General features: G+C 68.2%; 27 protein-coding genes and 2 tRNA genes. 22 read left to right on the top strand and 7 right to left on the bottom strand.

Annotation, left to right across the window (positions count from 1 at the left end; translation table 11 throughout):
* Window positions 1-126: 126 nt before the first annotated feature.
* A complete protein-coding gene (locus tag AC0Z9V_RS06960; protein ID WP_485141088.1) occupies window positions 127-552 on the bottom strand; it encodes a hypothetical protein in 426 nt (141 codons plus the stop codon).
* A 6-nt stretch (window positions 553-558) separates the two neighbouring features.
* On the bottom strand, window positions 559-1,764 hold the full coding sequence (locus AC0Z9V_RS06955; protein WP_485141087.1) for an amidohydrolase: 1,206 nt from the start codon (window positions 1,762-1,764) through the stop codon (window positions 559-561).
* A gap of 146 nt (window positions 1,765-1,910) precedes the next feature.
* Between AC0Z9V_RS06955 and AC0Z9V_RS06950 the strand changes: the two genes are divergently transcribed.
* The 16 genes from AC0Z9V_RS06950 to AC0Z9V_RS06875 all read left to right on the top strand — a co-directional run bounded on the left by AC0Z9V_RS06950 (window position 1,911) and on the right by AC0Z9V_RS06875 (window position 15,125).
* On the top strand, window positions 1,911-3,257 hold the full coding sequence (locus tag AC0Z9V_RS06950; RefSeq protein WP_485141086.1) for a glycosyltransferase 87 family protein: 1,347 nt from the start codon (window positions 1,911-1,913) through the stop codon (window positions 3,255-3,257).
* Window positions 3,257-4,900 (top strand): sensor histidine kinase, encoded by a 1,644-nt coding sequence (locus AC0Z9V_RS06945; RefSeq protein WP_485141085.1) that lies wholly within the window; start codon window positions 3,257-3,259, stop codon window positions 4,898-4,900. The genes AC0Z9V_RS06950 and AC0Z9V_RS06945 overlap by 1 nt, the downstream gene beginning before the upstream one ends.
* Entirely contained in the window at window positions 4,897-5,571 is a 675-nt protein-coding gene (locus AC0Z9V_RS06940; RefSeq protein ID WP_485141084.1) for a response regulator, read from the top strand. Before AC0Z9V_RS06945 ends, AC0Z9V_RS06940 begins: the two co-directional genes overlap by 4 nt.
* 39 nt (window positions 5,572-5,610) lie before the next feature.
* The gene (locus AC0Z9V_RS06935; RefSeq protein ID WP_485141083.1) at window positions 5,611-6,267 is read left to right on the top strand and encodes an MOSC domain-containing protein; all 657 of its coding nucleotides are present in this window, start codon (window positions 5,611-5,613) and stop codon (window positions 6,265-6,267) included.
* 333 nt (window positions 6,268-6,600) lie between these two features.
* Window positions 6,601-8,520 carry a DEAD/DEAH box helicase gene (locus AC0Z9V_RS06930; protein ID WP_244185846.1) on the top strand — a complete coding sequence of 640 codons (1,920 nt, stop codon included), beginning with the start codon at window positions 6,601-6,603 and terminating at the stop codon, window positions 8,518-8,520.
* Between the two features lie 128 nt (window positions 8,521-8,648).
* Window positions 8,649-8,720 (top strand) — tRNA-Thr (locus AC0Z9V_RS06925).
* A gap of 54 nt (window positions 8,721-8,774) precedes the next feature.
* A tRNA-Met gene (locus tag AC0Z9V_RS06920) sits at window positions 8,775-8,848 on the top strand.
* Between the two features lie 328 nt (window positions 8,849-9,176).
* On the top strand, window positions 9,177-9,368 hold the full coding sequence (locus tag AC0Z9V_RS06915; protein ID WP_485141082.1) for a hypothetical protein: 192 nt from the start codon (window positions 9,177-9,179) through the stop codon (window positions 9,366-9,368).
* A gap of 59 nt (window positions 9,369-9,427) precedes the next feature.
* Window positions 9,428-9,988, top strand: a complete 561-nt coding sequence (locus AC0Z9V_RS06910; RefSeq protein ID WP_485141081.1) for a hypothetical protein — start codon at window positions 9,428-9,430, stop codon at window positions 9,986-9,988.
* Between the two features lie 288 nt (window positions 9,989-10,276).
* Entirely contained in the window at window positions 10,277-10,471 is a 195-nt protein-coding gene (locus AC0Z9V_RS06905) for an excisionase family DNA-binding protein (protein WP_133082355.1), read from the top strand.
* 36 nt (window positions 10,472-10,507) lie between these two features.
* Entirely contained in the window at window positions 10,508-10,879 is a 372-nt protein-coding gene (locus AC0Z9V_RS06900) for a hypothetical protein (protein WP_485141080.1), read from the top strand.
* Between the two features lie 185 nt (window positions 10,880-11,064).
* The gene (locus tag AC0Z9V_RS06895; RefSeq protein ID WP_133082357.1) at window positions 11,065-11,415 is read left to right on the top strand and encodes a VOC family protein; all 351 of its coding nucleotides are present in this window, start codon (window positions 11,065-11,067) and stop codon (window positions 11,413-11,415) included.
* A 315-nt stretch (window positions 11,416-11,730) separates the two neighbouring features.
* The gene (locus AC0Z9V_RS06890) at window positions 11,731-12,072 is read left to right on the top strand and encodes a hypothetical protein (protein WP_485141079.1); all 342 of its coding nucleotides are present in this window, start codon (window positions 11,731-11,733) and stop codon (window positions 12,070-12,072) included.
* A gap of 403 nt (window positions 12,073-12,475) precedes the next feature.
* A complete protein-coding gene (locus tag AC0Z9V_RS06885) occupies window positions 12,476-13,051 on the top strand; it encodes a dihydrofolate reductase family protein (protein ID WP_133082359.1) in 576 nt (191 codons plus the stop codon).
* A gap of 114 nt (window positions 13,052-13,165) precedes the next feature.
* Window positions 13,166-14,005 (top strand): helix-turn-helix transcriptional regulator, encoded by an 840-nt coding sequence (locus AC0Z9V_RS06880; RefSeq protein WP_485141078.1) that lies wholly within the window; start codon window positions 13,166-13,168, stop codon window positions 14,003-14,005.
* 178 nt (window positions 14,006-14,183) lie between these two features.
* On the top strand, window positions 14,184-15,125 hold the full coding sequence (locus tag AC0Z9V_RS06875; protein ID WP_485141077.1) for an SDR family oxidoreductase: 942 nt from the start codon (window positions 14,184-14,186) through the stop codon (window positions 15,123-15,125).
* Window positions 15,126-15,206: 81 nt separating this feature from the next.
* On the opposite strand, the gene AC0Z9V_RS06870 is transcribed toward AC0Z9V_RS06875, so the two are convergent.
* The 5 genes from AC0Z9V_RS06870 to AC0Z9V_RS06850 all read right to left on the bottom strand — a co-directional run bounded on the left by AC0Z9V_RS06870 (window position 15,207) and on the right by AC0Z9V_RS06850 (window position 18,854).
* Window positions 15,207-15,380, bottom strand: a complete 174-nt coding sequence (locus AC0Z9V_RS06870) for a hypothetical protein (protein ID WP_459267206.1) — start codon at window positions 15,378-15,380, stop codon at window positions 15,207-15,209.
* Window positions 15,381-15,403: 23 nt separating this feature from the next.
* A complete protein-coding gene (locus AC0Z9V_RS06865; protein WP_485141076.1) occupies window positions 15,404-15,835 on the bottom strand; it encodes a hypothetical protein in 432 nt (143 codons plus the stop codon).
* 50 nt (window positions 15,836-15,885) lie between these two features.
* Complete coding sequence (locus tag AC0Z9V_RS06860) at window positions 15,886-17,055, bottom strand: RtcB family protein (protein ID WP_485141075.1); 1,170 nt, start codon at window positions 17,053-17,055, stop codon at window positions 15,886-15,888.
* Window positions 17,056-17,125: 70 nt separating this feature from the next.
* Entirely contained in the window at window positions 17,126-17,755 is a 630-nt protein-coding gene (locus AC0Z9V_RS06855) for a methyltransferase domain-containing protein (protein WP_133082363.1), read from the bottom strand.
* Window positions 17,745-18,854 carry an NAD(P)/FAD-dependent oxidoreductase gene (locus tag AC0Z9V_RS06850; protein ID WP_485141074.1) on the bottom strand — a complete coding sequence of 370 codons (1,110 nt, stop codon included), beginning with the start codon at window positions 18,852-18,854 and terminating at the stop codon, window positions 17,745-17,747. The genes AC0Z9V_RS06855 and AC0Z9V_RS06850 overlap by 11 nt, the downstream gene beginning before the upstream one ends.
* 92 nt (window positions 18,855-18,946) lie before the next feature.
* Here AC0Z9V_RS06850 and AC0Z9V_RS06845 point away from each other — a divergent pair, with 92 nt between their 5' ends.
* The 6 genes from AC0Z9V_RS06845 to AC0Z9V_RS06820 all read left to right on the top strand — a co-directional run bounded on the left by AC0Z9V_RS06845 (window position 18,947) and on the right by AC0Z9V_RS06820 (window position 23,123).
* Window positions 18,947-19,531, top strand: a complete 585-nt coding sequence (locus tag AC0Z9V_RS06845; RefSeq protein ID WP_133082365.1) for a helix-turn-helix domain-containing protein — start codon at window positions 18,947-18,949, stop codon at window positions 19,529-19,531.
* 98 nt (window positions 19,532-19,629) lie between these two features.
* Window positions 19,630-20,196, top strand: a complete 567-nt coding sequence (locus AC0Z9V_RS06840; RefSeq protein WP_485141073.1) for a type 1 glutamine amidotransferase domain-containing protein — start codon at window positions 19,630-19,632, stop codon at window positions 20,194-20,196.
* Between the two features lie 73 nt (window positions 20,197-20,269).
* On the top strand, window positions 20,270-21,319 hold the full coding sequence (locus AC0Z9V_RS06835) for an ATP-dependent DNA ligase (RefSeq protein ID WP_485141072.1): 1,050 nt from the start codon (window positions 20,270-20,272) through the stop codon (window positions 21,317-21,319).
* 43 nt (window positions 21,320-21,362) lie between these two features.
* Entirely contained in the window at window positions 21,363-22,337 is a 975-nt protein-coding gene (locus AC0Z9V_RS06830; protein WP_485141071.1) for a DUF2797 domain-containing protein, read from the top strand.
* Between the two features lie 35 nt (window positions 22,338-22,372).
* On the top strand, window positions 22,373-22,603 hold the full coding sequence (locus AC0Z9V_RS06825) for a hypothetical protein (protein WP_133082369.1): 231 nt from the start codon (window positions 22,373-22,375) through the stop codon (window positions 22,601-22,603).
* A 70-nt stretch (window positions 22,604-22,673) separates the two neighbouring features.
* Window positions 22,674-23,123, top strand: a complete 450-nt coding sequence (locus AC0Z9V_RS06820; protein ID WP_133082370.1) for an FAS1-like dehydratase domain-containing protein — start codon at window positions 22,674-22,676, stop codon at window positions 23,121-23,123.

Raw genomic sequence — 23,123 nt, 5'->3', positions numbered from 1 at the left:
TCGGCCGGGCCGCCGCGGCCTCGTGCACGTGTTTTCGGCGGGGACGGCGTCCTTCGCGGCGTGTCCTGGCCCGACACGCCCTTCCGAGGGCGAAAGCCGTGCACGACGCCGCGCCGGCAAGCCCCGCTAGCGGGAACCCGGCAGCCGGAAGCGCTTCTTCGCCTTCGGCTGGGTCAGCTGGAAGTAGTCGCTGCTCTGCGGCAGCCACAGCAGCAGCACCGCGACGAGCATCGCCCCCGCGACGAGGGACAGGCCGGGCGTCCCGCGGACGATGATCGGCACGCCCACGATGATGCCGATGGTGCTCAGCAGCTCGCGGGCGCTCCTCCTGCCCCGGCGCAGCGGGAGCAGGAGGATCAGCTGCAGGACGGCGAGCGCCCCGAAGAGCGCCCCGAGCCCGATGAAGCCTGCCCGGTCGAGGTCCTGCATCGCGGCCGACGTGATGAAGGTGCCCGCGGCGATCAGCAGCAGCACCGCGATCACGAGCCACAGCACGATCGCCGCGCGCAGCGTGAACGGCCGTGGCGGCAGTGCGTTCGGACGGGGACCCAAGATTGCCTATCCTCGCGGGGCGACGGTGCCGGTGGAGGTTTCGGTGTCGTAGGAGTAGACCTCCGTGCCGCCGATCCACACCTGCAGGGCACGCTGCATGACGTCGAGCGGGTCGCCGCTCCACAGCACCAGGTCCGCATCCTTGCCGACGGCGAGCGAGCCGAGGCGGTCCGCCAGGCCGAGGACCTTCGCGGGGTTGATCGTGATGGAGCGCAGCGCCGTCTCCCGGTCCAGGCCCTCCTTGACCGCCAGCGTGGCCTGATGCACCAGGAAGTTGATCGGGATCACGGGGTGGTCGGTGATGATCGAGATCTCGACGCCGGCCCTCGCGAGCTTGCCCGGGTTGGCGATGGAGCGGCCGCGCAGCTCCACCTTGGACTTCGTGGTGAACAGCGGCCCGATCAGCACGGGGGTCCCGCGTTCCGCCAGCACGTCGCCGAGCAGGTGCGCCTCGGTGCCGTGGTCCAGGACGAGGTCGTAGCCGAACTCGTCGGCGATGCGGAGGGCCGTGGCGATGTCGTCGGCACGGTGGGCGTGCTGGCGCCAGGGGATCTCGCGGCGCAGCACCATGGCGAGGGCCTCGAGGTGCGGGTCGCGCGCGTTCTCGTCGGCCTTGCCCATGTAGTTCTGGGCCTTCATGAACGCCTCGCGGATGACGAGCGCGGTGCCCAGGCGGGTCGACGGCGTCTTGTCCTTGCCGCCGTAGACGCGCTTGGGGTTCTCGCCGAGTGCGGACTTCAGGCCGCTGGGGGAGCGCAGCACCATCTCCTCGAGGTAGCGCCCGTGCGTGTGGAGGGCGACGGCGAGGCCCCCGATCGGGTTCCCGGAGCCGGGATTGACGTTCACCGTGGTGACGCCGCCGGCGAGGGCGTCGTCGAAGCCGGGGTCGAAGGGGTTGACGGCATCGATCGCGCGGACGCCGGCGGTGTTCGGGTTGGTCATCTCGTTGGTGTCGTCTCCTGCGGCGCCTTCACCCTCCTCGTGCGTCCCGAGGTGGACGTGGGCGTCGACGAAGCCCGGGAGCAGCCACTTCCCGCCCGCATCGACGACCGTGGCGCCGTCGGGCACCGGAACGGAGGCGCCGAGGGCCGTGATCCGGCCGTCCTCCACGACGACGGTGCCGTCGAAGGGCTCCCCGTCGATCGGGACGAGGTGGGCATTGGTGATGGCCGTGGTGGAAGCGGGCGTGGTGGTGCCGCTGGGGGAGGACATGGGTGCATCGACCTTTCGCGAGGGTGCGGGGTGATTTCCACCATATCGGCCCGCGGGCACCTGCCCGGGGCCGTGCCTACACTGGATGAGCCGTTCCGCAGGGTTTCCCGGGCCGGTGACAGCACCCTGTTGATCGGAAGGAAAGCATGAGCCAGCGCAGTATCCCGGCAGCGGTCCGGGCGCTGGGCGTCGTCGCCGCAGTGGCCGTCGCAGCCGCTCTGGGGGTCTGGGCGTTCGCCTGGGCGGACTTCATCGGCCTGGACTTCCGCGTCTACCGGATGGGCGGACAGTCCGTGGTCGACGGCGACGGCTCGCTCTACACGCGGTCCTTCGGCGAGGGCGAGGGGTCGCTCCTCTTCACCTACCCGCCCTTCGCGGCCCTGGCCTTCACCGTGCTGACGCTCGTCAGCGCCGAGACGGGCGCCCTCCTCTTCGTGGGGCTGTCGGTCCTCATCGCCGCTGCGACCTCCCTCCTCGTCACGCGGTACCTCGGCGGCTTCCGCGGTGTGCGGGAGGTGGTGCGGCACCCCGCAGCCCTGCCGCTGGCCATCGCGGGCACCGGTGTGGTCTGCCTGCTCGGCCCGTGGCGCGAGACCATGGCCTTCTCCCAGGTCAACATCCTGCTCTTCGCGATGATCGCCGCGGACCTGCTCTCCGGCCCGCACCGACGCATGCCGACCGGCCTGCTCACCGGCATCGCCGCGGGCATCAAGCTGACGCCCCTGGTCTTCGGCCTGTACTTCCTCGTGCGCGGCGAGTGGAAGCAGCTGTTCACGATGGCCGGCGGCTTCTTCGGGACGATCGCGCTCGGGTTCCTCCTGCTGCCCGCGGAATCGGCGACCTACTGGCTGCAGATGCTGCGTGACACTGGCCGCATCGGCGGCGAGGGCTACGTGGACAACCTGTCTCTCCGCGGTGCGATCCTGCATTTCCTCGGGCCCGACTTCCCCTCCACCATCCCGTGGCTGCTCGGCTCCCTCCTGCTGGTCGCCGCGACGGCCTTCGTCATCCGCACGGCCGGACGGCGCGGTGACCGTTTCCTGCCCATCGCCATGACGTCGCTGCTCATGCTCCTCATCTCGCCGATCTCCTGGTCCCACCACTGGGTGTGGATCGTGGTGGTCCTGGCCGTCCTCGCGGGCCAGGCCGCCGGACTCCCGGCGGAACTGCGGGCGTACCGCGCGGCAGCTGCGGCCCTCTTCGTCATCACCCTCGTGGTCTTCATCTACTCGCCCAAGAGCATCGGCCTGCTGTTCGGAGCCCAGGACCTCAATTCGCAGCTGACGACGGGCTGGCTCATGGCCTCGAGCGCCGGCGTCTTCTGCGCTCTCGCCACCACCGTCCTCTGGGTGCTCCTGTCCCGGCGCCTGGCGGTCCATGCTCCGAGCAGCATGGACGAGCAGGCGGCTGCGGGATCCGGGCGGACCCCGAGCGGGAGCAGCAGGGACACCGCGCTCGACGACGGCGTCGTGCCCAGTAGCCGGAACCCCTGATGTCCGTGGCGGCCCGGCGTACCCTCGCAGCTCCTGTCAGCCGTCTGCGGGTCGTCGGCGCCTGCGTCGTGGCGCTCGCCCTGCCGCCCCTCCTCGAGGCAGCCGTCTTCGCGGTGGGCAACTCGCTGCTCGTCGTCGACGTGCTGTTCCAGCTGGCAGGCGTCATCGCCGTCGCTTTGATCGGTGGCCTCTGGCCCGCCCTGCTCGCGGCCCTGTGGAGCAGCATCATCCTCAACTACACGTCGACCGAGCCGTTCGGTTCCCTCGAGATCGCCGACGCCGAGAACGTGGTCACCGTGTTCATCTTCATCGCCGTCGCGGTGGCGGTCTCGCTCGTCGTCGGCCTCTCCGCCCGCCGTTCCAGGGAGGCGGTGCTGGCGCAGCAGGAGGCGGCTCTGCTCGGTGAACTCGCACGTGGTGCGCTCGCGGAGGAGGACACGCTCCAGGGCTTCCTGCAGCACGTCCAGTCGCAGTTCGACGTCGACGCCGTCGCCCTGTTCGGTCCCGAGGACGGGAGCAGCGGGACCGGAAGGAGCGCGGCCGGGAGCGACGGGGCCGGGCAGGACGGCGCGTCGGCCGAAGACCGCCGGGAACGCAGGGCGCTGGCCGTCCGTCCGACACCTCGGCAGCAGGACGCGGCCGGCCCCGCCTCGAGCGCCCCACGCCGCGGGCAGGCAAGCGCCGCCGGTCGCGGGCCGGGTACCGGCGGGTCGGCCCAGGGAACGGACGCCCCCGCTCGCGTTAGTGAGGACCGCTGGACGCTGGAGACGGCGACCACCAGGGAAGCGGTCGACGGCGACTTCTCGCTCGCGCTGTACGGGCGTCCTCTGTCGGGGCGCGAGCGCGGCCTCCTGACGGCGTTCGCCGGGCAACTGCGCTCGATGCTGCAGCGGCAGGAACTCCTCGCGAGCACACGCACGAACCGCCGGCTCGTCGAGGGCAACGTCATGCGCACGGCGATCCTGCGCTCGGTGTCCCACGACCTCCGCACGCCCCTGGCCGGCATCAAGCTCGCGGTCAGCAGCCTGCGGCAGTCGGAGGTGACCTTCTCGCAGGAGGACGAGGACGAACTCCTCGAGACCATCGAGGACTACTCGGACAGGCTGGACGCGCTCGTCAACAACCTGCTGGACATGTCCCGCATCACCGGCGACGCCGTGAACGCGCACGTGCGGCCGCTCAAGTGGATCGACGTCGTCGGACCCGCCCTCGCGAACGTGTCCGAGGACCGCGTGCACGTGTCCATCCCGCCCAACCTCCCGGCCATCGAAGCGGACCCCGGACTGCTGGAGCGGGTCCTCGCGAACATCGTCGAGAACGCAGGGAAGTACGCCCCGGACTCGCTGATCGAGGTCACCGCGTCCATCGGCGGCACCGGCAGGGCGCTCATCAACGGCTTCCCCGCGAGCGAGCTGCGCGTCATCGACCACGGCCAGGGGGTGTCCCGCGACGACGTGGACACCATGTTCCGCCCGTTCCAGCGCCTCGACGACGCGCCGTCCGGAGCCGGCGTCGGACTGGGCCTGGCCGTGGCGAAGGGATTCACCGAGGTCATGGGCGGCGTGCTCGACGCCGAGCAGACCCCCGGCGGCGGGCTGACGCTCGTGATCCGCCTGCCGATCTCGACCGGGGCGGATCTGTGACGCGGGTGCTGGTGGTCGACGACGAACCGCAGCTCCTCCGCGCCCTCGAGATCAACCTCCGTGCCTACGGCTACCAGTGCGTCACAGCCGTCGACGGCGAGACCGCGCTCGCCGCCGCGGCAGAGCACCACCCGGACATCATCGTGCTGGATCTCGGCCTGCCGGACCTCGACGGGGTGGAGGTCATTCGTCGGATCCGCGGTTGGTCGCAGGTGCACATCATCGTGCTGTCCGCCCGCCATGGATCGCAGGACAAGGTCGATGCCCTCGACGCCGGGGCCGACGACTACGTGACGAAGCCCTTCGGCCTCGACGAACTGCTCGCGCGGCTCCGTGCGGCCGCCCGGCGTGCGGCCGTCGAGGCCGACGCACCCGTCCTCGAGACGCCCGATTTCCTGCTCGACGCCGGTGCGCGCCGGGTCGTGAAGGACGGGAAGGACGTCCGGCTGACGCCCACGGAGTGGAAGATCGTGGACCGGCTGATCGCGCACCCGGGCCGGCTCGTCTCCCAGCAGCGGCTCCTCCTCGACGTCTGGGGACCCGCCTACGCGAAGGACGTGCAGTACCTCCGCGTCTACATGGCACAGCTGCGCAAGAAGCTCGAGCCCGATCCGGGCTCGCCGCGGTACTTCGTGACCGAGAGTGGGATGGGCTACCGCTTCGAACCCTGACCGGGAGCGCGGATGCGGGCGCCGCATAGGATGGTCGCCATGACCACCGGTACCCTCCTCGCCGTCTGCCGCGTGCACGAACTCCTCCCCACGAAGGACTCGACCGGGGTCACTGCGATCGACAAGCGTGCGGTCGACGGGCCCGTGAACGTCCATCCGCTCGGACTCACCGGCGACATCCAGGCGAGCCGGAAGCACCACGGGGGACCGACGAAGGCCCTCTACGCCTACTCCCAGGACGACGCCGAGTTCTGGGCGCAGCAGCTGGGGCGCGAGGTGACGCCCGGCCTGTTCGGGGAGAACCTCCGCGTCGCGGGGATCGACGCCTCCAACGCCGTCATCGGTGAGCGGTGGAGCGTGGGGGAGCAGGTGGTGCTCGAGGTGACGATGCCGAGGACGCCCTGCGTGAACTTCGCCCGGTACCTCGGCGAGAGGTCCTGGGTGAAGCGCTTCGCCGAGGCCAACAGGGTGGGCACCTACCTGAGCGTCGTGACCAAGGGGAGCGTCTCCGCGGGTGACACCATCCGGGTGACCAGCGTCCCCGAGCACGGTGTCACCGCTGCGCAGGTCTACACGGGCCCCGACGAACGCCAGGCGCACGCACTGCTCGATGCCGCGGCGGCCGGACACCTCGCCCTCACCCCGCAGGTCCGCAAGGCCGCGCTCCAGGCCCTGAAGGTCGCCTCGCCGGCCTGACGTGCCGAACGTCACCTGCCGGATGGCCTCCTCGTGGAGCGCGACGGGGCGTACGTGCCGTAGACTGGAAACATCCCCCACACCGGTATTCCCTTTATTTCCGCCCCGTCCGGGCCGGATAGGTTGTGTTGGGGCTCGGAGCGAAGACTCGCGAGCAGATTCATCAGGGAGCGCCGGCTAGAAGAAACGTCACACATCACTGCTGAGAGAGCAGAGAACACGGTGTGACGAGGAGCTCGGCCTCGGGATTGAAACAGTGCCGGATCCATGTTCATTCGGCTCTGCGGGCTCCATCCTCAGGCCGTCCGGCACCTATCTGGAGGAATTCTTTCCGTGCCTGAAAACCTGTCCGAGCACATCACCGACACCACCCCCGTCACCGAGACCACCGCAGCGGTTCCCGCTCCGGAGTCCGACGACGACGGCGTGACCATCCGCTTCACCGAGCTCAATCTCGACGGCCGCATCCTCGCGGCACTGAACGACCTCGGCTACGAGAAGCCCTCACCCATCCAGGCAGCAACCATCCCCGCGCTGCTCGAAGGTCGCGACGTCGTCGGTCTGGCCCAGACCGGTACCGGCAAGACGGCCGCGTTCGCCGTACCCGCGCTGTCGAAGATGGCGGAACTCGCAGACGTCAACGGCGGACCCAGCAAGAACACGCAGGTCCTGGTGCTCGCACCGACCCGCGAGCTCGCGCTGCAGGTGGCCGACGCCTTCACCTCCTACGCCAAGCACATGGAGGGCTTCACCGTCCTTCCCGTCTACGGCGGATCGCCCTACGGCCCCCAGCTCAACGGCCTCCGCCGCGGCGCGCAGGTCGTCGTCGGTACCCCGGGTCGCGTCATCGACCACATCGAGAAGGGGTCGCTGGACCTCTCCAACCTCGAGTACGTCGTCCTCGACGAGGCCGACGAGATGCTGCGCATGGGCTTCGCCGAGGACGTCGAGAAGATCCTCGGCTCGACGCCCGCCGAGAAGCAGGTTGCACTGTTCTCCGCGACCATGCCGCCGGCCATCCGCCGGATCGCCAAGAAGTACCTGAACGATCCGGCCGAGATCTCGGTCAAGGGCAAGACGACGACGGGTACCAACACGCGTCAGCGCTACCTGCAGGTCATGGGCCCGCACAAGCTCGACGCGATGACCCGCATCCTCGAGGTGGAGGACTACGACGGCATCATCGCCTTCGTCCGCACCAAGGCGGCCACGGAAGACCTGGCGGACAAGTTGCGTTCACGGGGCTTCACAGCCGCAGCCATCAACGGAGACATCCCCCAGCAGCAGCGCGAGCGCACCGTCGAGGCGCTGCGCGAGGGCAAGATCGACATCCTCGTCGCCACGGACGTCGCCGCCCGCGGCCTCGACGTGGAGCGCATCTCGCTCGTCGTGAACTACGACATCCCCAACGACACGGAGTCCTACGTCCACCGCATCGGTCGTACCGGCCGCGCAGGACGTTCGGGTGACGCGATCCTCTTCATCACCCCGCGTGAGAAGTACCTGCTCCGCTCGATCGAGAAGGCCACGCGCCAGCCCGTCGAGCAGATGCAGCTGCCCTCCACGGCGAAGATCAACGAACTGCGCCTCAGCAAGTTCGCGGACAAGATCACCCAGACGCTGGCAGGCAAGGACGTGGCACTGTTCCGCGACCTCATCGCGAACTACGAGCGCGAGCACGACGTGCCCGCCACCGAGATCGCCGCTGCCCTCGCCGTCATGGCGCAGGGCGGACAGCCGATCCTCGTCCAGGACATCCCCGTCGCTCCCGCCGGCCAGCGCGAGCGGGCCGAGGGCCGCAAGGACGCCTTCGGCTCCCGTGGCCCGACGCGCACCCTCACCGAGGGCAACGCCACCTACCGCATCGCGGTGGGGCGTCGCCAGCGCGTGATGCCGGGCTCGATCGTCGGCGCCATCGCCAACGAGGGCGGCCTGTCCTCCTCGCAGATCGGCGGCATCGACATCCGCGCCGACCACAGCCTCGTGGAGCTGCCCGCGGACCTGTCCACGGACCAGCTGCGTGCGCTCTCCAAGACGCGCATCGGCGGTGAGCTCATCCACCTCGAGCTCGACAAGGGACGCAAGCCCTCGGGCAACCGCGGCGCTGGCGAGTTCAAGAAGCCCTTCAAGAAGGACTTTCCGAAGCGCGACGGCGACACCCGTTTCTCGGGCGACGCCACCCGCAAGCCCCGCTACACCAAGGGTGCGGGAGCCGGAGCAGGACGCTCCAGCGCCCAGTCCGAGCAGTGGTAGGAACTAGCTAGTCGAACCCCGTCGGACCCGCGCCCCGCGCGGGTCCGACGCGGAATCAGGGGTCGGCCCGTTCGGGCCGCTGTCGATTTCGCACCAGCGGCAGGGAACTGGTAAAGTTTCTTGCTGTTGCCCCCCTAGCTCAGTGGTAGAGCGCGTTCTTGGTAAGAACGAGGTCACCGGATCGATTCCGGTGGGGGGCTCATGAATGAGGGGCCCGTGACGATCATCCGATCGGTGCGGGCAGCCTCATTTAGGGCGGTGTAGCTCAGCTGGTTAGAGCGCACGACTCATAATCGTGAGGTCGTGGGATCGAGTCCCACCACCGCTACAGAAGAAGACCCCCGGAGTCCTCGAGACTCCGGGGGTCTTCTTCTGTCTGCTGACGGCGTTACTCGTACAGCACCGTCCCTGGGCGCCCTCATCCAGCCGGGGTGCGCCGACTCGTCCTTGTGAAGTGCGACGCCGGCGGCGGGACTCCGGAAGGTCATGGTCGGCCCGTATGCGACCAGGAGTCCGCGCTTGCCGCTCTCGGCGCCGTGCGCTGTCGCGCTCATGGGGAGCGGTCCTCGATGAACGCGAGGATGGCCTGTACCCCCGGTTCGAGCGGGACGTGATGCCCCGGAACCTCACTGCCGCATGTCGCGGCGGTGGGAGGAATGGAGAGCCTCGCTGTCCCGACCCTGGTGATCTATGCCGAGCACGGCAAGTCGACCACCGAGCAGAAGAACCAGTTCGTCGAGAGCGGCCGGAACGCCACGCGTGTCGACCTCGCAGGTGTCTCGCCTGATGCCAACCTGGACGCCTTCGACCAATGGATCCTCGCTTCCACAGGATGCATCATCCGCTGAGGGATTCCCGACAGGGCCTCCTTGATGAGGCTGCTCTGGCGCATCCATAGGATGAGGGCATGAGTACGAAGCGGGAAACGGTCGAGTCGGTCCAGAGTGATGCCATCGCCGCCATCGCTCATGTCCGTGTGGTCGCTCAGGCAGAGGGGGACGAGGCGCGAATCCATGCCGCTGATCGGCTCCTTCGGCTGTTCGAGGACATCCAGGGGGAACATCATCTTCGTGAAGCCGCCTCGGATTCCCTGACCCTGTACGGAGGCATGGCGTCGTTCTCCGATGCCGGGACCGCCGAGTCCTCGTTCGCCGTCACCCGATTGGGTACGGTATTGCGGCATGCCCGCACCTGGTCGACCCGCGATCAGGCGCCGATCGCTTTCCGGGTGACCGCGTACCCTCGCACCACCAGGTGGCTGCGTCGCGAGGTTCGAGGATTCCGCTATGACGCATTGTGGAGCGACGGTCGCGTCGATCGCGACATCGCCATGCTCAGCTCGACGTACGGGCTCCCCACGACTGATTACGACACCACGTCGAGGGCTCTGGACGCCACGTGCCCGGTGACCGGGACCGGCCCTTGGATCGAGCACGGGACGGGTAATCCTATCGAGGGGCCGGCTTAGGCCTCGGAGTCCATCGGTTGCCTCTGGTTCCTCATCGAGTGCCCGGCAGGTTCGGGTCACTTCGCCCATCCACCGCTTGAAGCGTCGGCGGTGATGTGGTGCCAGCGTCCGTTGCGGGTGCGCCTCAGCATCCATCGGATGCGGTGACACCAGGAGCCGGCGGCCTGCCTGGTACTTGGTCGACGGTGGTGCGGAACAGGTAGTCACTACTCGTGTGTAACCAGCAGGAACAGTTCAGTGTTAAGACTGTGGCCAACGTGGCACACGATACGGGGAGCTGGGGTAGTCATGGCACAGAACACATCGATGACGACAGACCTTCTGACGGTCGCAGAAATAGCTGCCAGTATGCGGGTGTCGAAGATGACGGTGTATCGGTTGATGCAGTCCGGGGCGATGGAGAGCATCCGCTTCGGTCGCTCCTACCGGGTGCCGAAGCTCGCGGTGCAGCGTTACCTCGAGTCAGTCAATCCCGGACACTGATGAATACCGCGGGTTACCAGCACTCGAAGGCACCCGATGATTCCTGTCTTTGACACGACCGCATTGGCGAAGCTCGTCGAAGATCTTGACCTGTACGTCGCAATGGACTTTCTGACCACCTTCAGCGCACTCCTGGCCGGTCGGATAGAGCGCATCGAACAGGCTTATCAAGACCATGACGAAGAAGAGATCACCACGGCGCTTCTGAGCCTGCAGGCCAGTGCGGCGATGGTGGGGGCAGCGCAACTAGAGGCATCAGCAACCCGCGCCCTCGGTCAGCAACCGACGAGAGCGAAGCACTCCGGCGCGTTGATCAGGAGGCTAGAGGGACAAGCCGACGTGTTCAGGGAGACCATCGCCACTCTCCCTATCGCGGCTGTACCGGCGACCTATGAGGCAACACGGTAGATCTCGCCTGTCGGACCGGGCAAGAATTTATGAGTTCGGCACGGCAGTTGTCGCCTCACGGGTTCCCATGATCGCCGTCATATTCTCGGTCAGGACCGGCTCAAGGGCATGAATAGTCATGTCCTCCAGCTCTGAAGCGCCCGATGGTCCTTCCCACTTCATGGGCGGGTTGCTAGGTTGCTCGGATGAGAGCGCAAGCAGTGACCATCGGGGTGCCAGTCCGTGATGTGGAATCAGCGGTTGCCTGGTATACATCAGCTTTCGAGCTTGGGGAGCCCGCGCAGATCCCTCTCGACGGTCTCGTGGAATTCGACCTCGGCCCTTTCTGGCTTCAGCTTGCGCTGGCTCCACAGCTCGCTGGGTGCGAGGGTTTGTCCGTCAACATCAGCGTCGAAGATGCCGCCGAAGAGCACATGAGGTTCAAGGAACTCGGGCTCCGGGTTAGCGAGCTGCGGCGGATTCAGGATGTCGTCGAGTTCTTCGAACTCACGGACATGGACGGCAATAAGATCGGCTTCGTCACGGAACTGAACTGATATGGAAGTCTTCTTTCAGCGCCGGATGTCGATCCTGATACGGACGTTGGTCGGCCATCGAACGCTGTGAAAGCCACGCCACCCACCGCTGTGATTCACAGCTACAGGTATCAGGGCTCCACGGGTGACTGGCGATGATCGGATGTGTAGCGGGTACATTCATTGCGACAGTCGGTGTGGCCGGCGTTCCGCTACCCCCGGCGGTCACCGCATCAAGGGTCTCGATGCTCCAATCCGGAGCCACGCGTCAGAAGCGCCTGTGCCCGTTGATAGCGTCATGACGAGGTAATGCTCTGGCGGCTGTCGAGGGGGACGATGATGCACTTCAAGCAGGCAGCAGCGGCAACAGCCCTGGCTTCGACACTGATCCTGATCGGCGGATGCAGTGGTGCTGAATACGGCATCACGGCCCTGGACCGGGAGGCCACCGCGGCGGACCGGTTACCGGACGTCGTCGTAGACGAGAGCGTGAACGCGGACTCGGTCAGGAAGGTGGCCGAGCAGAATCAGGTTGCCTACTTCGTAGGAGCGATGAACGACGACCAGGGCTACTGCGCGTACGCGGTCGACAACGACGACGTCATCGGAGGGTGTGGCCGCGGTCATGGTCAACTGGTCACCGTCTCGCCAGGGGAGGCTCGAGTCTGCCTCAGCTGACGCTGGTCTTGGACTCGTACGACACAGCTGATCTGAAGCGCGACAACTGGGTTGAGGTCCACACCAACATCTTCGTCCGGTGAAGCCGGAGGTGACTGCACCTGACGGGATCCCCCGTCGCGCGTCCTACCCTTCGCGTTACCGACGAAGGATTCGCCTGCGACACCGACGATCCCCTCGAGAACACCGCCGCCGATGTGGGCTACACCTTCGTCTACGCCTTCAGCCGAGCGTTCCACCGCGAACGCTCGCTCCCGCCCGGGCGATACCGGACGCGCTCCCGCGCGAATCAGGAGCCCACATGAGACTCAGAACCATTCACTAAGGCAACCGATGAATTCCTGCTGCGCGCTGCGTCTACCGTGTACATGTAGGCAACTGGATGAACCAATGGAGGTTTTTGATGTCACGGGAACTGGTGTGGACGGGATTCATGTCGCTGGATGGTGTGGTCGATTCCCCCGGTGGGGTCGAAGAGGGGCACCGCGGTGGCGGATGGGTTTTCAGCACCGAGTTCCTGCCTGAGGCTTTCGCCCTCAAAGAGGAGGAGTTGGCGGAGACGACAGCGCTCATGTTCGGGCGCCGCAGCTATGAAGCGTTCGCGCCCATCTGGGTCGGATCGGAGGACCATGCGGCCTACAAGGACCTTCCGAAGTACGTCGTCTCGACGAGTCTTGACGAGCACGCGCTCATCGACGGGTGGGGGCCGTCGGAGATCCTGCGATCCGTCGAGGACATAGCCGCACTCAAGCAGGGCGACGGCGGCGCGATCTTCGTCCACGGCAGTGCCGAACTCGCGCGGGCCCTCGCCGATGCGAATCTCGTCGACCGGTACAACCTCCTCGTGTTCCCAGTCCTGCTGGGTGCCGGGAAGAGACTCTTCAGCACCATGGACAGGGACCGGCAACAGCTGCGCCTTCGCGAGTCCGAGAACTACCCCAATGGTGTCGTGAAGGCCGTCTACGACGTCGTCCACTGAGGCGGGCTCGACGAACGCCTCGACCGGAAAGCGCTCCATGGGTGGATCGGCAGACCCTGGATGGTCGAGCGTCGACCTGCTGGACGGAAGACCTGCCACGAAGGGAAGGTCCGCATGATCGATCGTGACGGTCTGGGCTCGTTTCTGCGACTTCGTCGTGAATCGCTGCAGCCGGAGGACGTCGGCCTGATGAGGGGTCAGCGGCGGAGGACCAGTGGTCTGCGCCGCGAGGAAGTGGCCGGACTGTGCCACATGTCGACCGACTACTACGCCCGATTGGAGCGCGGCACAGGACCTCACCCCTCGGAGCAGATGATCACCGCCATCGCTCAGGGGCTGCATCTGACTCTCGGTGAACGGGATCATCTCTTTCGCCTCGCCGGACATACGCCCCCGCCACGGGGCTCGGCGAGCGAGTTCGTGAGCCCCGGGTTGATGAGGATCCTCGACCGGCTGACCGATACGCCGGCGGAGATCATCACCGAGGTGGGCGACACCCTCCGGCAGACCCCGCTCGGCCTGGCCGTACTCGGTGATGCCTCATCGCGTACGGGCCCAGGACGCAGTATCGGGTACCGCTGGTTCACCGACCCGTCAGTCAGGGAAGCATATCCACCTGAGGAACGTGAGCAGCTGTCCCGCGTCTACGCTTCGGGCCTGCGCGAGCTCATCGCGCTCCGCGGGCCGGGTTCAAGGGCCGCTGAACTCGCGGCACTCCTGCAGGACGATGCGGACTTCCGCCGGGTGTGGGACGCGCAGGACGTGGGCGTGCTGCCACCCGAGTTCAAACGGTTCCTCCATCCCACCGTGGGGCGCCTGGACCTGAACTGCCAGACCCTGCTCGATCCGGACCAGTCCCATCGCCTGCTCGTCTACACGGCCGTGCCGGGCAGCGACAGCCACGAGAAACTGCAACTGCTGACCGTCATCGGCACGCAGACCATCAGCAACTGATCGTTCCTCTCCGCATCGTGCGTCGCAGCACGCGACACCAGGCGTCGCAGCATCGCCTCCTGTCCGCTGTTTCGTCATCCGTGGATCGACAGGTCCTGGCTGGGGTGTGGCAACCGGTACAGCATGAATTCAGGCACCGATTCCGGTGATCACCCGGCCTCTACCGAAGGACCCTCAGATGCCACAGAACCACGACCTTCCCATCCCTGACCTGACCGGACAGCTCGCCGTCGTCACCGGCGCCAGCGACGGCATCGGCGCCGTCATCGCCGCCCGCCTCGCACAGGCCGGAGCCGAGGTCATCATGCCCGTCCGCAACCCGGACAAGGGGGCCGCCGTAGCCGAACGCATCCGCACGACCATCGACGGCGCGAGCGTCAGCACCCGATCCCTGGACCTGTCCTCCCTGGCATCCGTCGCCACCCTCGTCACCACCCTCGCCGCCGAGGGACGGCCCATCAACATCCTGGTCAACAACGCCGGCGTGATGCGCCCACCCACTCGACAGGTCACCCGTGACGGGTTCGAGCTGCAATGGGGTACGAACCACCTCGCCCACTTCGCCCTCACCCTGGGCCTGTTGCCGCTCCTGAAGGAAGGCCGCGCACGGGTCACCCACCAGAGCAGCGTCGCCGCGAGGAAGGGCTTCCTGAACTGGGACGACCTGAACCACGAGCACAGCTACGACGTCATGACGGCCTACACCGGATCCAAGATCGCCGTCGGCCTGTTCGCCCGCGAACTCGACGCAAGGAGCCGCGTCGAAGGATGGGGTATCAGCAGCAACCTCTCACACCCCGGCATCTCACCGACGAACCTGTTGGCCGCACAGCCCGGGATGGGCCGCGACCGCATACCGCCGGAGCGCCGCCTCATCGGAGTCCTCTCCCGGGTCGGCTTGGCCGGCACCCCGCAGAGCGCGGCATTGCCGGCGCTCATGGCAGCCACTGCGCCCGACCCCAGCGGGGACCAGTTCTTCGGACCCAGGCGCACCACCGGCGGACGCCCCGTCGCCCGGGAACATTGGGCACCCATGACGGACATGAACGACGCGCGCCGCATCTGGGAGGTCTCCGAACACCTCGTCGGCATGAAGGCCCCTCACCGCTCATCGTCGTAGTTCACGGAGCACGACGCCCGGGTACGACGACGCCCGGCAGGCGAACCTGCCGGGCCCCGATCCGAGGATCGCGTGCAGCTGCTAGCGCTTGCCCGCCGCCGCATCCTTCACGGATTGGGGGGTCTTGCGACCCAGTTGCTGGTCGAGGGCCACCCGGAGACGGGCTTTCGCCGCCGTCACCCGCGGAGTATCGGCGGGTCGTCGATAGCCGCCCTGTCCGGACGGGGCTTGCCGTGCATGTGCTGAATCGGTCATCGGCGCTCTCCTTCGTCCTGGTCTCATTGTCCGGCACCGCCTTCGGGCAGTCCAGCGTCGGGATCCTCCGGATTCGCCACCGGATTGCTCACCCAGATCGCGTCCAGGATCAGGCGGTCCTCCTCGGTCGCCAGATCGCTGTAGGACAGCTGGAGCAGCGCCTCCACCCCTGCTTCCTGCCGGATCGGGTCGAGGGATGTGGCGGCGTCGATGGCCCACTGCGTCCTGCGCCACCATTCGGCCCGGTCGTCCGCACGCCTCTTCTGCTCCAGTGCGGCCCGGTCCGCCGTCGAGCGTTGCCGGAGGGCCGCGAACGCCGTGACAGCCGCGAGCACCGCAGCGAGCAGGACGGCGAGGGGTGCGAGGGCGCCGACGATCTCCCACCACCGCGGCACATCGGATGCGACGTCCACGACGATCGGTGCGGGCGGCTGCGTGCCGGTCAGGAGCGACATGGCGCCAGCCTAGCCGCCGCCACTCCCGTCCGCGGTGCCGTCAGGGGCCGTCAGTCGCCCTTCACGTTGATGATCTGGCGCAGGGTATGACGGATGTCCACGAGGTCCCGGGCATCCTGCATGACGACATCGATGTCCTTGTAGGCGGCGGGGATCTCGTCGAGGAACGCAGGGGTGTCCCGGAATTCGATACCCTGCATCGCGGCCCGGAGCTGGTCCTGCGTGAAGGTCCTCCGCGCGGCGTTGCGCGAGTACTCCCGCCCCGCGCCGTGGGGTGCCGAGTCCATCGCCTCCCTGTTGCCCCGGCCCGTCACCACGTAGGAGCGCGTGCCCATCGAGCCCGGGATGAGGCCGGGTCGCCCGGGATCCGCCGCGATGGCCCCCTTGCGGGAGAGCCACACGTCCTTCCCGAAGTGGTGCTCCCGGTGCGTGTAGTTGTGGTGGCAGTTGATGCGTTCGAGCTCCTGCACGGGCTTGCCCACCCAGTGCGTGAACTGGCCGACCACGCGGTCCATCATCTCCTCGCGGTTGAGCAGGGCGAACTTCTGCGCCCACAGCAGTTCGCTGATGTAGCGGTCGAACGCGGGCGTTCCCTCCTCGAGGTAGGCGAGGTCCCGGTGCGGCAGCGAGATGGACCGGCCCGCGCAATAGTCCTGCGCCGCTCGGATGTGGCGCTGCGCGATGCGATTCCCGATACCCCGCGAGCCCGAGTGCAGGAACAGCCAGACGTCGTCCGCCTCGTCGAGCGACACCTCGATGAAATGGTTGCCGGAGCCGAGGGTACCCAGTTGGAGCCGCCAGTTCTTCAGGTAGCCGGCAGGGTCGAACCCGGCACGCCGGGCGTCCTCGTCGAGCGCGTCGATGCGCGGCTGGGCGGAGGCGGACACCCGCTTGTTGTTGTTGCCCGCGGAGAGCGGAATGGCTCGTTCGATCGATTCACGCAGCCTCCGCCGGTCCAGGCGGGCGATGTCCCCCGCGGAGTGGTCCGTGCGCACGGCGACCATCCCGCAGCCGATGTCCACCCCGACGGCCGCGGGGATGATGGCGCCGAGGGTCGGCAGGACCGAGCCGACGGCACAGCCAAGGCCCAGATGGGCGTCGGGCATGGAGGCGAAGTGGGGGTACACGAACGGCATGGAGCTGGTTCTGCGGTTCTGTTCGAGGGTCGCGTCGTCGATGATGCTGGCGAAGTTGACGTATCTCTCCGTGATCCACTGCATGCGTCGAGGTTACCGACGGGCCCGGCGGGAAGCACGCGACGGAGAACGCCGCCGGGCCCTTGCGGACGGGTCAGCCGGTCCGTACCGCCTGCAGCACCGCGTCGCTGATGCTCACGTCCCGGCCGTCGGCGGTGCGCTCGACGCGTGGACGCGACTCGCACACCCGGATGTCCCAGCCGTCGTCGAGCAGCCCTGCCATCTCCTCCGGCGTGTAGAAGAGATCGGGTTGGGCAGGCCGTCCGACGCCGGAGTGGAGGTCCGAGGGATCGTGGGCGACGATCAGGAGCGTCCCTCCGACGCCGACCAGGGTCGCCAGGGAGCCGAAGATGCGCGAACGCTCCGGTTCCGGCAGATGCAGAAACTGGACGGAGACGAGGTCCAGGCCCGCGGGCAGGTCCGGAGATGCCAGCAGGTCCACCCGGCGCCACTCGAGGCGTTCGGCGACGGACGGTTCGAGACCCTCCGCGTGGGCCCGGGCACGGGAGAGCGCCACCTCGGAGACATCGATGCCGAGGACGGACCAGCCGCGGGAGGCGAGCCAGGCGGCGTCCGCTCCCTCTCCGCAGCCGACGTCGAGTGCCCTTCCCGCAGGGAGGCCCTCCACCACGGCCACGAGCTGGCGGTTCGGCCTGCCGCTCCAGATCCTCGGACGCTGCCGGTAGCGGTCGTCCCAGAACTCCTGCGTGTACTCAACCTGCATGGCGCACCCCTTCTCCGGCCCTGTCGCGGACCATCGACCCGACGGGTGCGGGAGCACCCGGGACCCCATCATCGAGCCCGTGCCGGCGCGTGCCGAGGACGCGCGCCGAGACCTCGCTCTCCGACGACGCGGAGAAGGGCCCGCGGTAGCCCTCCACGGCCCAGGCCGTCTCCTCCTCGACGAGGCTCGCGTTGATCGCAGCACCTGCCATGGTGCCTTCTGCCGCAGCCACGACGACCTGCGCGGCGAGATTGGAGACGTTCCCGGCGACATAGACGCCGGGCACCGCCGTCGTGCCCATGGGTCCGGGTTCGACGAACCGGCCCATCCCCGACGGATGCTGCTGCTCCGGCAGTCCGAGCGGCGCGAGCAGGCCGCCGTTGGCCTCCATCCGGGTGCCGACGGCGAGGGCGTCCAGCGCGAAAGCCGTGCCGCTGCGCGTCGTCACCCCTGACAGCACGCCGTCGATGGCGTCGACCGATGCGACGGCGCCGTCGACCACGCGGATGGAGCGCGCTGCCAGACGGTCCCATTCCTCGTCCGTCGGCCTCACCGCGTCGTTGAGGAAGAGCGTGATGTCGTCCGACCACTGCCGGAAGAGAAGGGTCTGGTGGACGGACAGGGGCCCGGTGCCCAGGATGCCGATGCGCAGCCCGCGGATCTCGTAGCCGTGGCAGTACGGGCAGTGGACCACGCCCGCACCCCACTGGTCGAGGAGCCCGGGGATGTCGGGCAGGCCGTCGGTGAGCCCGGTGGCGAGGAGCAGGCGGCGCCCCCGGACCACGCGGCCGTCGGACAGCTCCACGACGAATCCTCGGGTCTCGCGCCGCACCTGCACGGCCTCGGCTGCCAGGACCGTGGACCCGTAGGACTCCGCTTCGCCGCGGCCGGCGTCGAGCAGCGCGAGCGGATGCATGCCCTCACGTGTCAGGAATCCGTGGACGCCCTGCGCGGGTGCGTTGCGGGGACGGCCGGCGTCGAGCACGAGGACGGAGCGGAGTGCGCGGCCCAGGGTCACGGCGGCGCTGAGTCCCGCGGCTCCGCCTCCGACGACGACGACGTCGTACCTGTCCTGCAGGGGCCTGATAGTGGCTGGCATGGTGGTTCTCCTTCTGGTGCGCTGATGAATCCAGCATCGGCGCGATGAGGCAAGATGAGCAAACTTCTTTGCCGGTATGGCAAGATGGACCCATGGCAGCAGACCTCACCTCAGTGCTCGACGCCGTCGGACCCCGGCTCCGGGGCCTGCGCACCGAACGCAACCTGACCCTCGGCGAGGTGTCCGAGGCGTCCGGCGTGTCCGTCAGTACCCTGTCCCGGCTCGAATCCGGCCAGCGGCGCCCCAACCTGGAACTCCTGCTGCCCATCGCGCAGCTCTACAACGTCCCGCTCGACGACCTGGTCGGGGCGCCTCCCACCGGTGATCCCCGGATCCACCTGCGCCCGATCGAGCACCACGGCATCACGGCCATCCCCCTGACGAAGCGACCGGGTGGCGTACAGGCGTACAAGATGGTGCTGGCGGGGAACGCACGCGGCACGGAGCCCGATCTGCAGGTGCACGAGGGCTATGAGTGGCTGTACATCCTCAACGGCTCGCTGCGGCTCGTGCTCGGGAGCAACGACTTCGTGCTCGGGCCGGGCGAGGCTGCCGAGTTCGACACCCATACGCCGCACTGGTTCGCCAGCGCCGACGGGGAATCGGTCGAATTCATCAGCCTCTTCGGGCAGCAGGGCGAGCGCATGCACGTGCGCGCCCGCCCCAAGCGGTCCTAGTGAGGCCGATGGGGAAAATTGCTCAGCTTGCTTATCACTAGGGCGCTTCCTAGGCTGGACACCGTACGACAGCCACGCTCTACGCAAGGGAGAACAGCATGTCCGAACACGACATCTCAGGCAAGAAGGTCGCATTCCTGCTGACCGACGGGGTGGAGCAGATCGAGCTCACGAGCCCATGGAACGCGGTCAAGGAAGCGGGCGGCATCCCCACGCTGGTCTCGCCCAAGACCGGGTCGCTGCAGGGCTTCGACGGCATGGACAAGGGTGACACGTTCGAGGTGGACCTCGCCGTGTCCGATGCGACGGCGGACGACTACGACGCACTGGTGCTGCCGGGCGGCGTGGTCAATGCCGACTTCCTGCGGGTCGACAAGGACGCCCAGGCCTTCACCCGGGCGTTCTTCGAACAGCACAAGCCCGTCGCATCCATCTGCCATGGCCCGTGGCTGCTGATCGAGGCCGGAGTGGTCAGCGGTCGGGACCTGACGTCCTACCACACGCTCGCCACCGACCTGAAGAACGCCGGCGCCAACTGGAGCGACGAGGAAGTGGTGGTGGACCAGGGGCTGGTCACGAGCCGGAACCCCGGAGACCTCGACGCCTTCAACGACAAGCTCCTCGAGGAGATCGCCGAAGGCCCGCACGAGGGCCAGACCGCCTGACCGCGGGCGTCCCCGGAAGGACCCGCGCCTGCGCCCATAGCCAAGCGCGGGTCCTCTGCGACAGGATCAGGGTATGACTGACCTGCCGTTCCCCGTCCAGCCGATGCTCGCGAAAGCGGTGAACGCCGTGCCCGACCCGGACAGCGTGCCGGGCGGGCTCCTGTACGAGCCGAAGTGGGACGGCTTCCGTGCCGTCGTCAGGATCGAGGACGGCACCTGCGAGATCGGGAGCAGGGGCTCGAAGATGCTAACCCGGTACTTCCCGGAGCTCGTCGAAGCCCTGCTCGAGAACCTGCCCGATCGCTGCGTCGTCGACGGCGAGATCGTGGTGCGGCAGGGTGAACCGGGCGCGGAACGGCTCGACTGGGAGGCACTGTCCCAGCGCATCCATCCCGCGGAGAGCAGGGTGCGGCTCCTGGCGCACGAGACGCCGTCGTCCTTCGTGGCGTTCGACCTCCTCGCGATCGACGACCAGGACCTGACGGATGTCCCCTTCGGTGAGCGGCGGAAGGCGCTGGAGGGTGTGGGCGAGTCCTTCTCCGCACCGGTCCACCTGTCGCAGGTCACGCGCGACGTCGACCTGGCACGGCGCTGGCTCGTCGAGTTCGAGGGCGCGGGCCTCGACGGCGTCGTGGCCAAACCCCTCACGGCCGCGTACGGACCGAACAAGCGGCTGATGCTCAAGGTGAAGCACCACCGCAGCGCGGACGTGGTAGTACTCGGATACCGGGTGCACAAGTCCGGCTCGGGCGTCGGCTCCCTGCTGCTCGGCCTGTACGACGACGGCGGCGGACTCCGCAACGTCGGCGGCATCTCGGCGTTCTCGGACAGGCGGCGGCTCGAACTCGTCGAGGAGCTCGAACCCGAGGTGATGCGCGACGCGGCCGGGGAGATCGAACGGGGCGAGACCGAGCGCAGCCGCTTCGCCTCGGCCAGGGACGTCTCCTACATCCGGTTGCACCCCCGGCGCGTGGTCGAGGTGCGGTACGACCAGATGGAGGGCGACCGCTTCCGGCACACAGTCCAGTTCGAGCGGTGGCGGCCGGACCGCGAAGCACGCTCCTGCACCTTCGGGCAGCTCGACATCCCCGCCGCCTACGACCTCAGCGCAGTGCTCGCCTGACGCTCCCGGGCGACGGGGGAGCGGCCGCGTCTAGGCTGGAGGTATGGATCCCGTCTCCCTCTGCAGCGGCGTGGACTGGCGTTCCTCGGGGCCGGTCCTGTCACTCCGGACGGTGCCGGCGGTGGCGACGGTGGTGTCCGGCGAGGTGCCGGGAGCCGTGGCCGATGGCGGATCCGGCGACGACAGCGCCCAGGACATCCGCCTCACGCCCGGCACGAGGCTGGCCTACGAGGTCGCCGCGGAGGGGCGGTACTGCCTGGGGTTCCACCGGGTCCACGGCCGGGAGGACCGGACCTGGGTGCGGTGCGCGGACCAGGCGCCCGCCGAACGGGGCTACCAGTGCGCGCGGTGCTTCGCGCAGGACGACGTCCGGTTCATGCACGACATCCACCGCTCCGGCATCGCTCCGGCGGGGCTCAAGCGCTACCTCGACCAGCCCCACTGGCTGTACGTCGCGACCTTCGCGGACGGCTCGAGCAAGGTCGGCACGGCATCCCACCAGAGGAAGCGGGCCAGACTCGTGGAGCAGGGCGCGGTGGTCGCACAGTTCGTGGCCCACGCCGCCGACGGTCGGATCGTCCGGATCCTCGAGGACGAGGTGACCCGTAGCACCGGGCTCCAGCAGGCGGTCCGCTCCGGGACGAAGGCCGTGTCGCTGTGCGCACCCCTGCCTCCTGTGCAGCTCCAGCACGTGAACGACGGTCTCGCCCTGGCGGCCCGCGGACTGCTCGAGAGCGGCCTGGGACTGGACGGCTTCGAGGTGGTGCACGAGGAGTTCGAACCGCCGGCGGGGTGGTCCGCCGTCCTCGGACGGAGCGGGCTGCAGCCGTACCCGGCGTTCCTGGGCAGCGGCCGGCACGGCTTCACCGTCGGAGAGGTGCTCGGCCCGTCGGCGCTGGTCTCGATCGACGGGACCGACCTCCTCTTCGTCGCGGACCTCTCGCAGCTCAAGGGCCGGCGCATCAGGCCCGGGGCCTTCAGCACGCCGGTGCCCGCTGTCCAGGAAGCACTGTTCTGAGCAGCGGCCGGTGGAGTCGGCAGTAGAATCGGATCATGCTGAATACGCCCTGGGAGACCGGCTCGGACCTGTACCGCAAGCTGGTGGTCTCCGCGCTGGTGACCACGGCGATCGGCATCCTCGTCGCGGTCGTCGGAGCCGCGACGGACCAGCGCGCCCTCGTCCTCACCGGCATCCCGGTCATCGTGGTCGGCATGGTGTGCCACCTCGCCGGCATGGTGGTCCGGTCCCGCGACGTCCGACGCCGCATGAAGGACCTGCGCTGACCGTTCCACTCCCGCGCGGTGCGACGCCGCTCGCTTCGCCACTGCCCACGCCGCTTCCACCGGAGGACCCATGACCATCGACCCGAACCTGCAGGGGCGCAGCTACCCCGCGGGAGAGACCTACTCCGTAGGACGTGAGGCGATCCGCGACTTCGCGCGGGCCGTCAAGGCCACGCACCCGGCACACTACGACGTCGACGCCGCGGCGGCGCTCGGGCACGCGGACCTCGTGGCTCCGCCGACGTTCGCCATCATCGTGGCGCAGCGCGCCGATGCGCAGCTCATCGGCGATCCGTCCGCGGGTATCGACTTCACGCGCGTCGTGCACGCCGACCAGCGCTTCGTCCACCATCGCCCCATCCTCGCCGGGGACCAGCTCGTCGCCGCACTGCACGTGGACTCCGTGCGGGCCATGGGCGGGGGAGCGATGATCACGACCCGCGCCGAGATCTCGACCGTCGACGGTGAGCCGACGGCCACGACGACGTCCTCCATCCTCGTGCGCGGAGAGGACCAGTAG

This window comes from Arthrobacter sp. UYP4 (assembly GCF_057291175.1).
This window is presented reverse-complemented; position numbering and strand designations above follow the sequence as displayed.

Bases quoted from the DNA above. Each gene is read 5' to 3' on its own strand.
- AC0Z9V_RS06845 (WP_133082365.1), top strand. From the start codon at position 18,947: ATGGCAGCAGACCTCACCTCAGTGCTCGACGCCGTCGGACCCCGGCTC.
- AC0Z9V_RS06915 (WP_485141082.1), top strand. From the start codon at position 9,177: ATGGAGAGCCTCGCTGTCCCGACCCTGGTGATCTATGCCGAGCACGGC.
- AC0Z9V_RS06860 (WP_485141075.1), bottom strand. From the start codon at position 17,055: ATGCAGTGGATCACGGAGAGATACGTCAACTTCGCCAGCATCATCGAC.
- AC0Z9V_RS06840 (WP_485141073.1), top strand. From the start codon at position 19,630: ATGTCCGAACACGACATCTCAGGCAAGAAGGTCGCATTCCTGCTGACC.
- AC0Z9V_RS06870 (WP_459267206.1), bottom strand. From the start codon at position 15,380: ATGACCGATTCAGCACATGCACGGCAAGCCCCGTCCGGACAGGGCGGC.
- AC0Z9V_RS06950 (WP_485141086.1), top strand. From the start codon at position 1,911: ATGAGCCAGCGCAGTATCCCGGCAGCGGTCCGGGCGCTGGGCGTCGTC.
- AC0Z9V_RS06875 (WP_485141077.1), top strand. From the start codon at position 14,184: ATGCCACAGAACCACGACCTTCCCATCCCTGACCTGACCGGACAGCTC.
- AC0Z9V_RS06905 (WP_133082355.1), top strand. From the start codon at position 10,277: ATGGCACAGAACACATCGATGACGACAGACCTTCTGACGGTCGCAGAA.
- AC0Z9V_RS06945 (WP_485141085.1), top strand. From the start codon at position 3,257: ATGTCCGTGGCGGCCCGGCGTACCCTCGCAGCTCCTGTCAGCCGTCTG.
- AC0Z9V_RS06880 (WP_485141078.1), top strand. From the start codon at position 13,166: ATGATCGATCGTGACGGTCTGGGCTCGTTTCTGCGACTTCGTCGTGAA.
- AC0Z9V_RS06910 (WP_485141081.1), top strand. From the start codon at position 9,428: ATGAGTACGAAGCGGGAAACGGTCGAGTCGGTCCAGAGTGATGCCATC.
- AC0Z9V_RS06830 (WP_485141071.1), top strand. From the start codon at position 21,363: ATGGATCCCGTCTCCCTCTGCAGCGGCGTGGACTGGCGTTCCTCGGGG.
- AC0Z9V_RS06890 (WP_485141079.1), top strand. From the start codon at position 11,731: ATGATGCACTTCAAGCAGGCAGCAGCGGCAACAGCCCTGGCTTCGACA.
- AC0Z9V_RS06885 (WP_133082359.1), top strand. From the start codon at position 12,476: ATGTCACGGGAACTGGTGTGGACGGGATTCATGTCGCTGGATGGTGTG.
- AC0Z9V_RS06895 (WP_133082357.1), top strand. From the start codon at position 11,065: ATGAGAGCGCAAGCAGTGACCATCGGGGTGCCAGTCCGTGATGTGGAA.
- AC0Z9V_RS06820 (WP_133082370.1), top strand. From the start codon at position 22,674: ATGACCATCGACCCGAACCTGCAGGGGCGCAGCTACCCCGCGGGAGAG.
- AC0Z9V_RS06850 (WP_485141074.1), bottom strand. From the start codon at position 18,854: ATGCCAGCCACTATCAGGCCCCTGCAGGACAGGTACGACGTCGTCGTC.
- AC0Z9V_RS06935 (WP_485141083.1), top strand. From the start codon at position 5,611: ATGACCACCGGTACCCTCCTCGCCGTCTGCCGCGTGCACGAACTCCTC.
- AC0Z9V_RS06865 (WP_485141076.1), bottom strand. From the start codon at position 15,835: ATGTCGCTCCTGACCGGCACGCAGCCGCCCGCACCGATCGTCGTGGAC.
- AC0Z9V_RS06825 (WP_133082369.1), top strand. From the start codon at position 22,373: ATGCTGAATACGCCCTGGGAGACCGGCTCGGACCTGTACCGCAAGCTG.
- AC0Z9V_RS06835 (WP_485141072.1), top strand. From the start codon at position 20,270: ATGACTGACCTGCCGTTCCCCGTCCAGCCGATGCTCGCGAAAGCGGTG.
- AC0Z9V_RS06955 (WP_485141087.1), bottom strand. From the start codon at position 1,764: ATGTCCTCCCCCAGCGGCACCACCACGCCCGCTTCCACCACGGCCATC.
- AC0Z9V_RS06855 (WP_133082363.1), bottom strand. From the start codon at position 17,755: ATGCAGGTTGAGTACACGCAGGAGTTCTGGGACGACCGCTACCGGCAG.
- AC0Z9V_RS06900 (WP_485141080.1), top strand. From the start codon at position 10,508: ATGATTCCTGTCTTTGACACGACCGCATTGGCGAAGCTCGTCGAAGAT.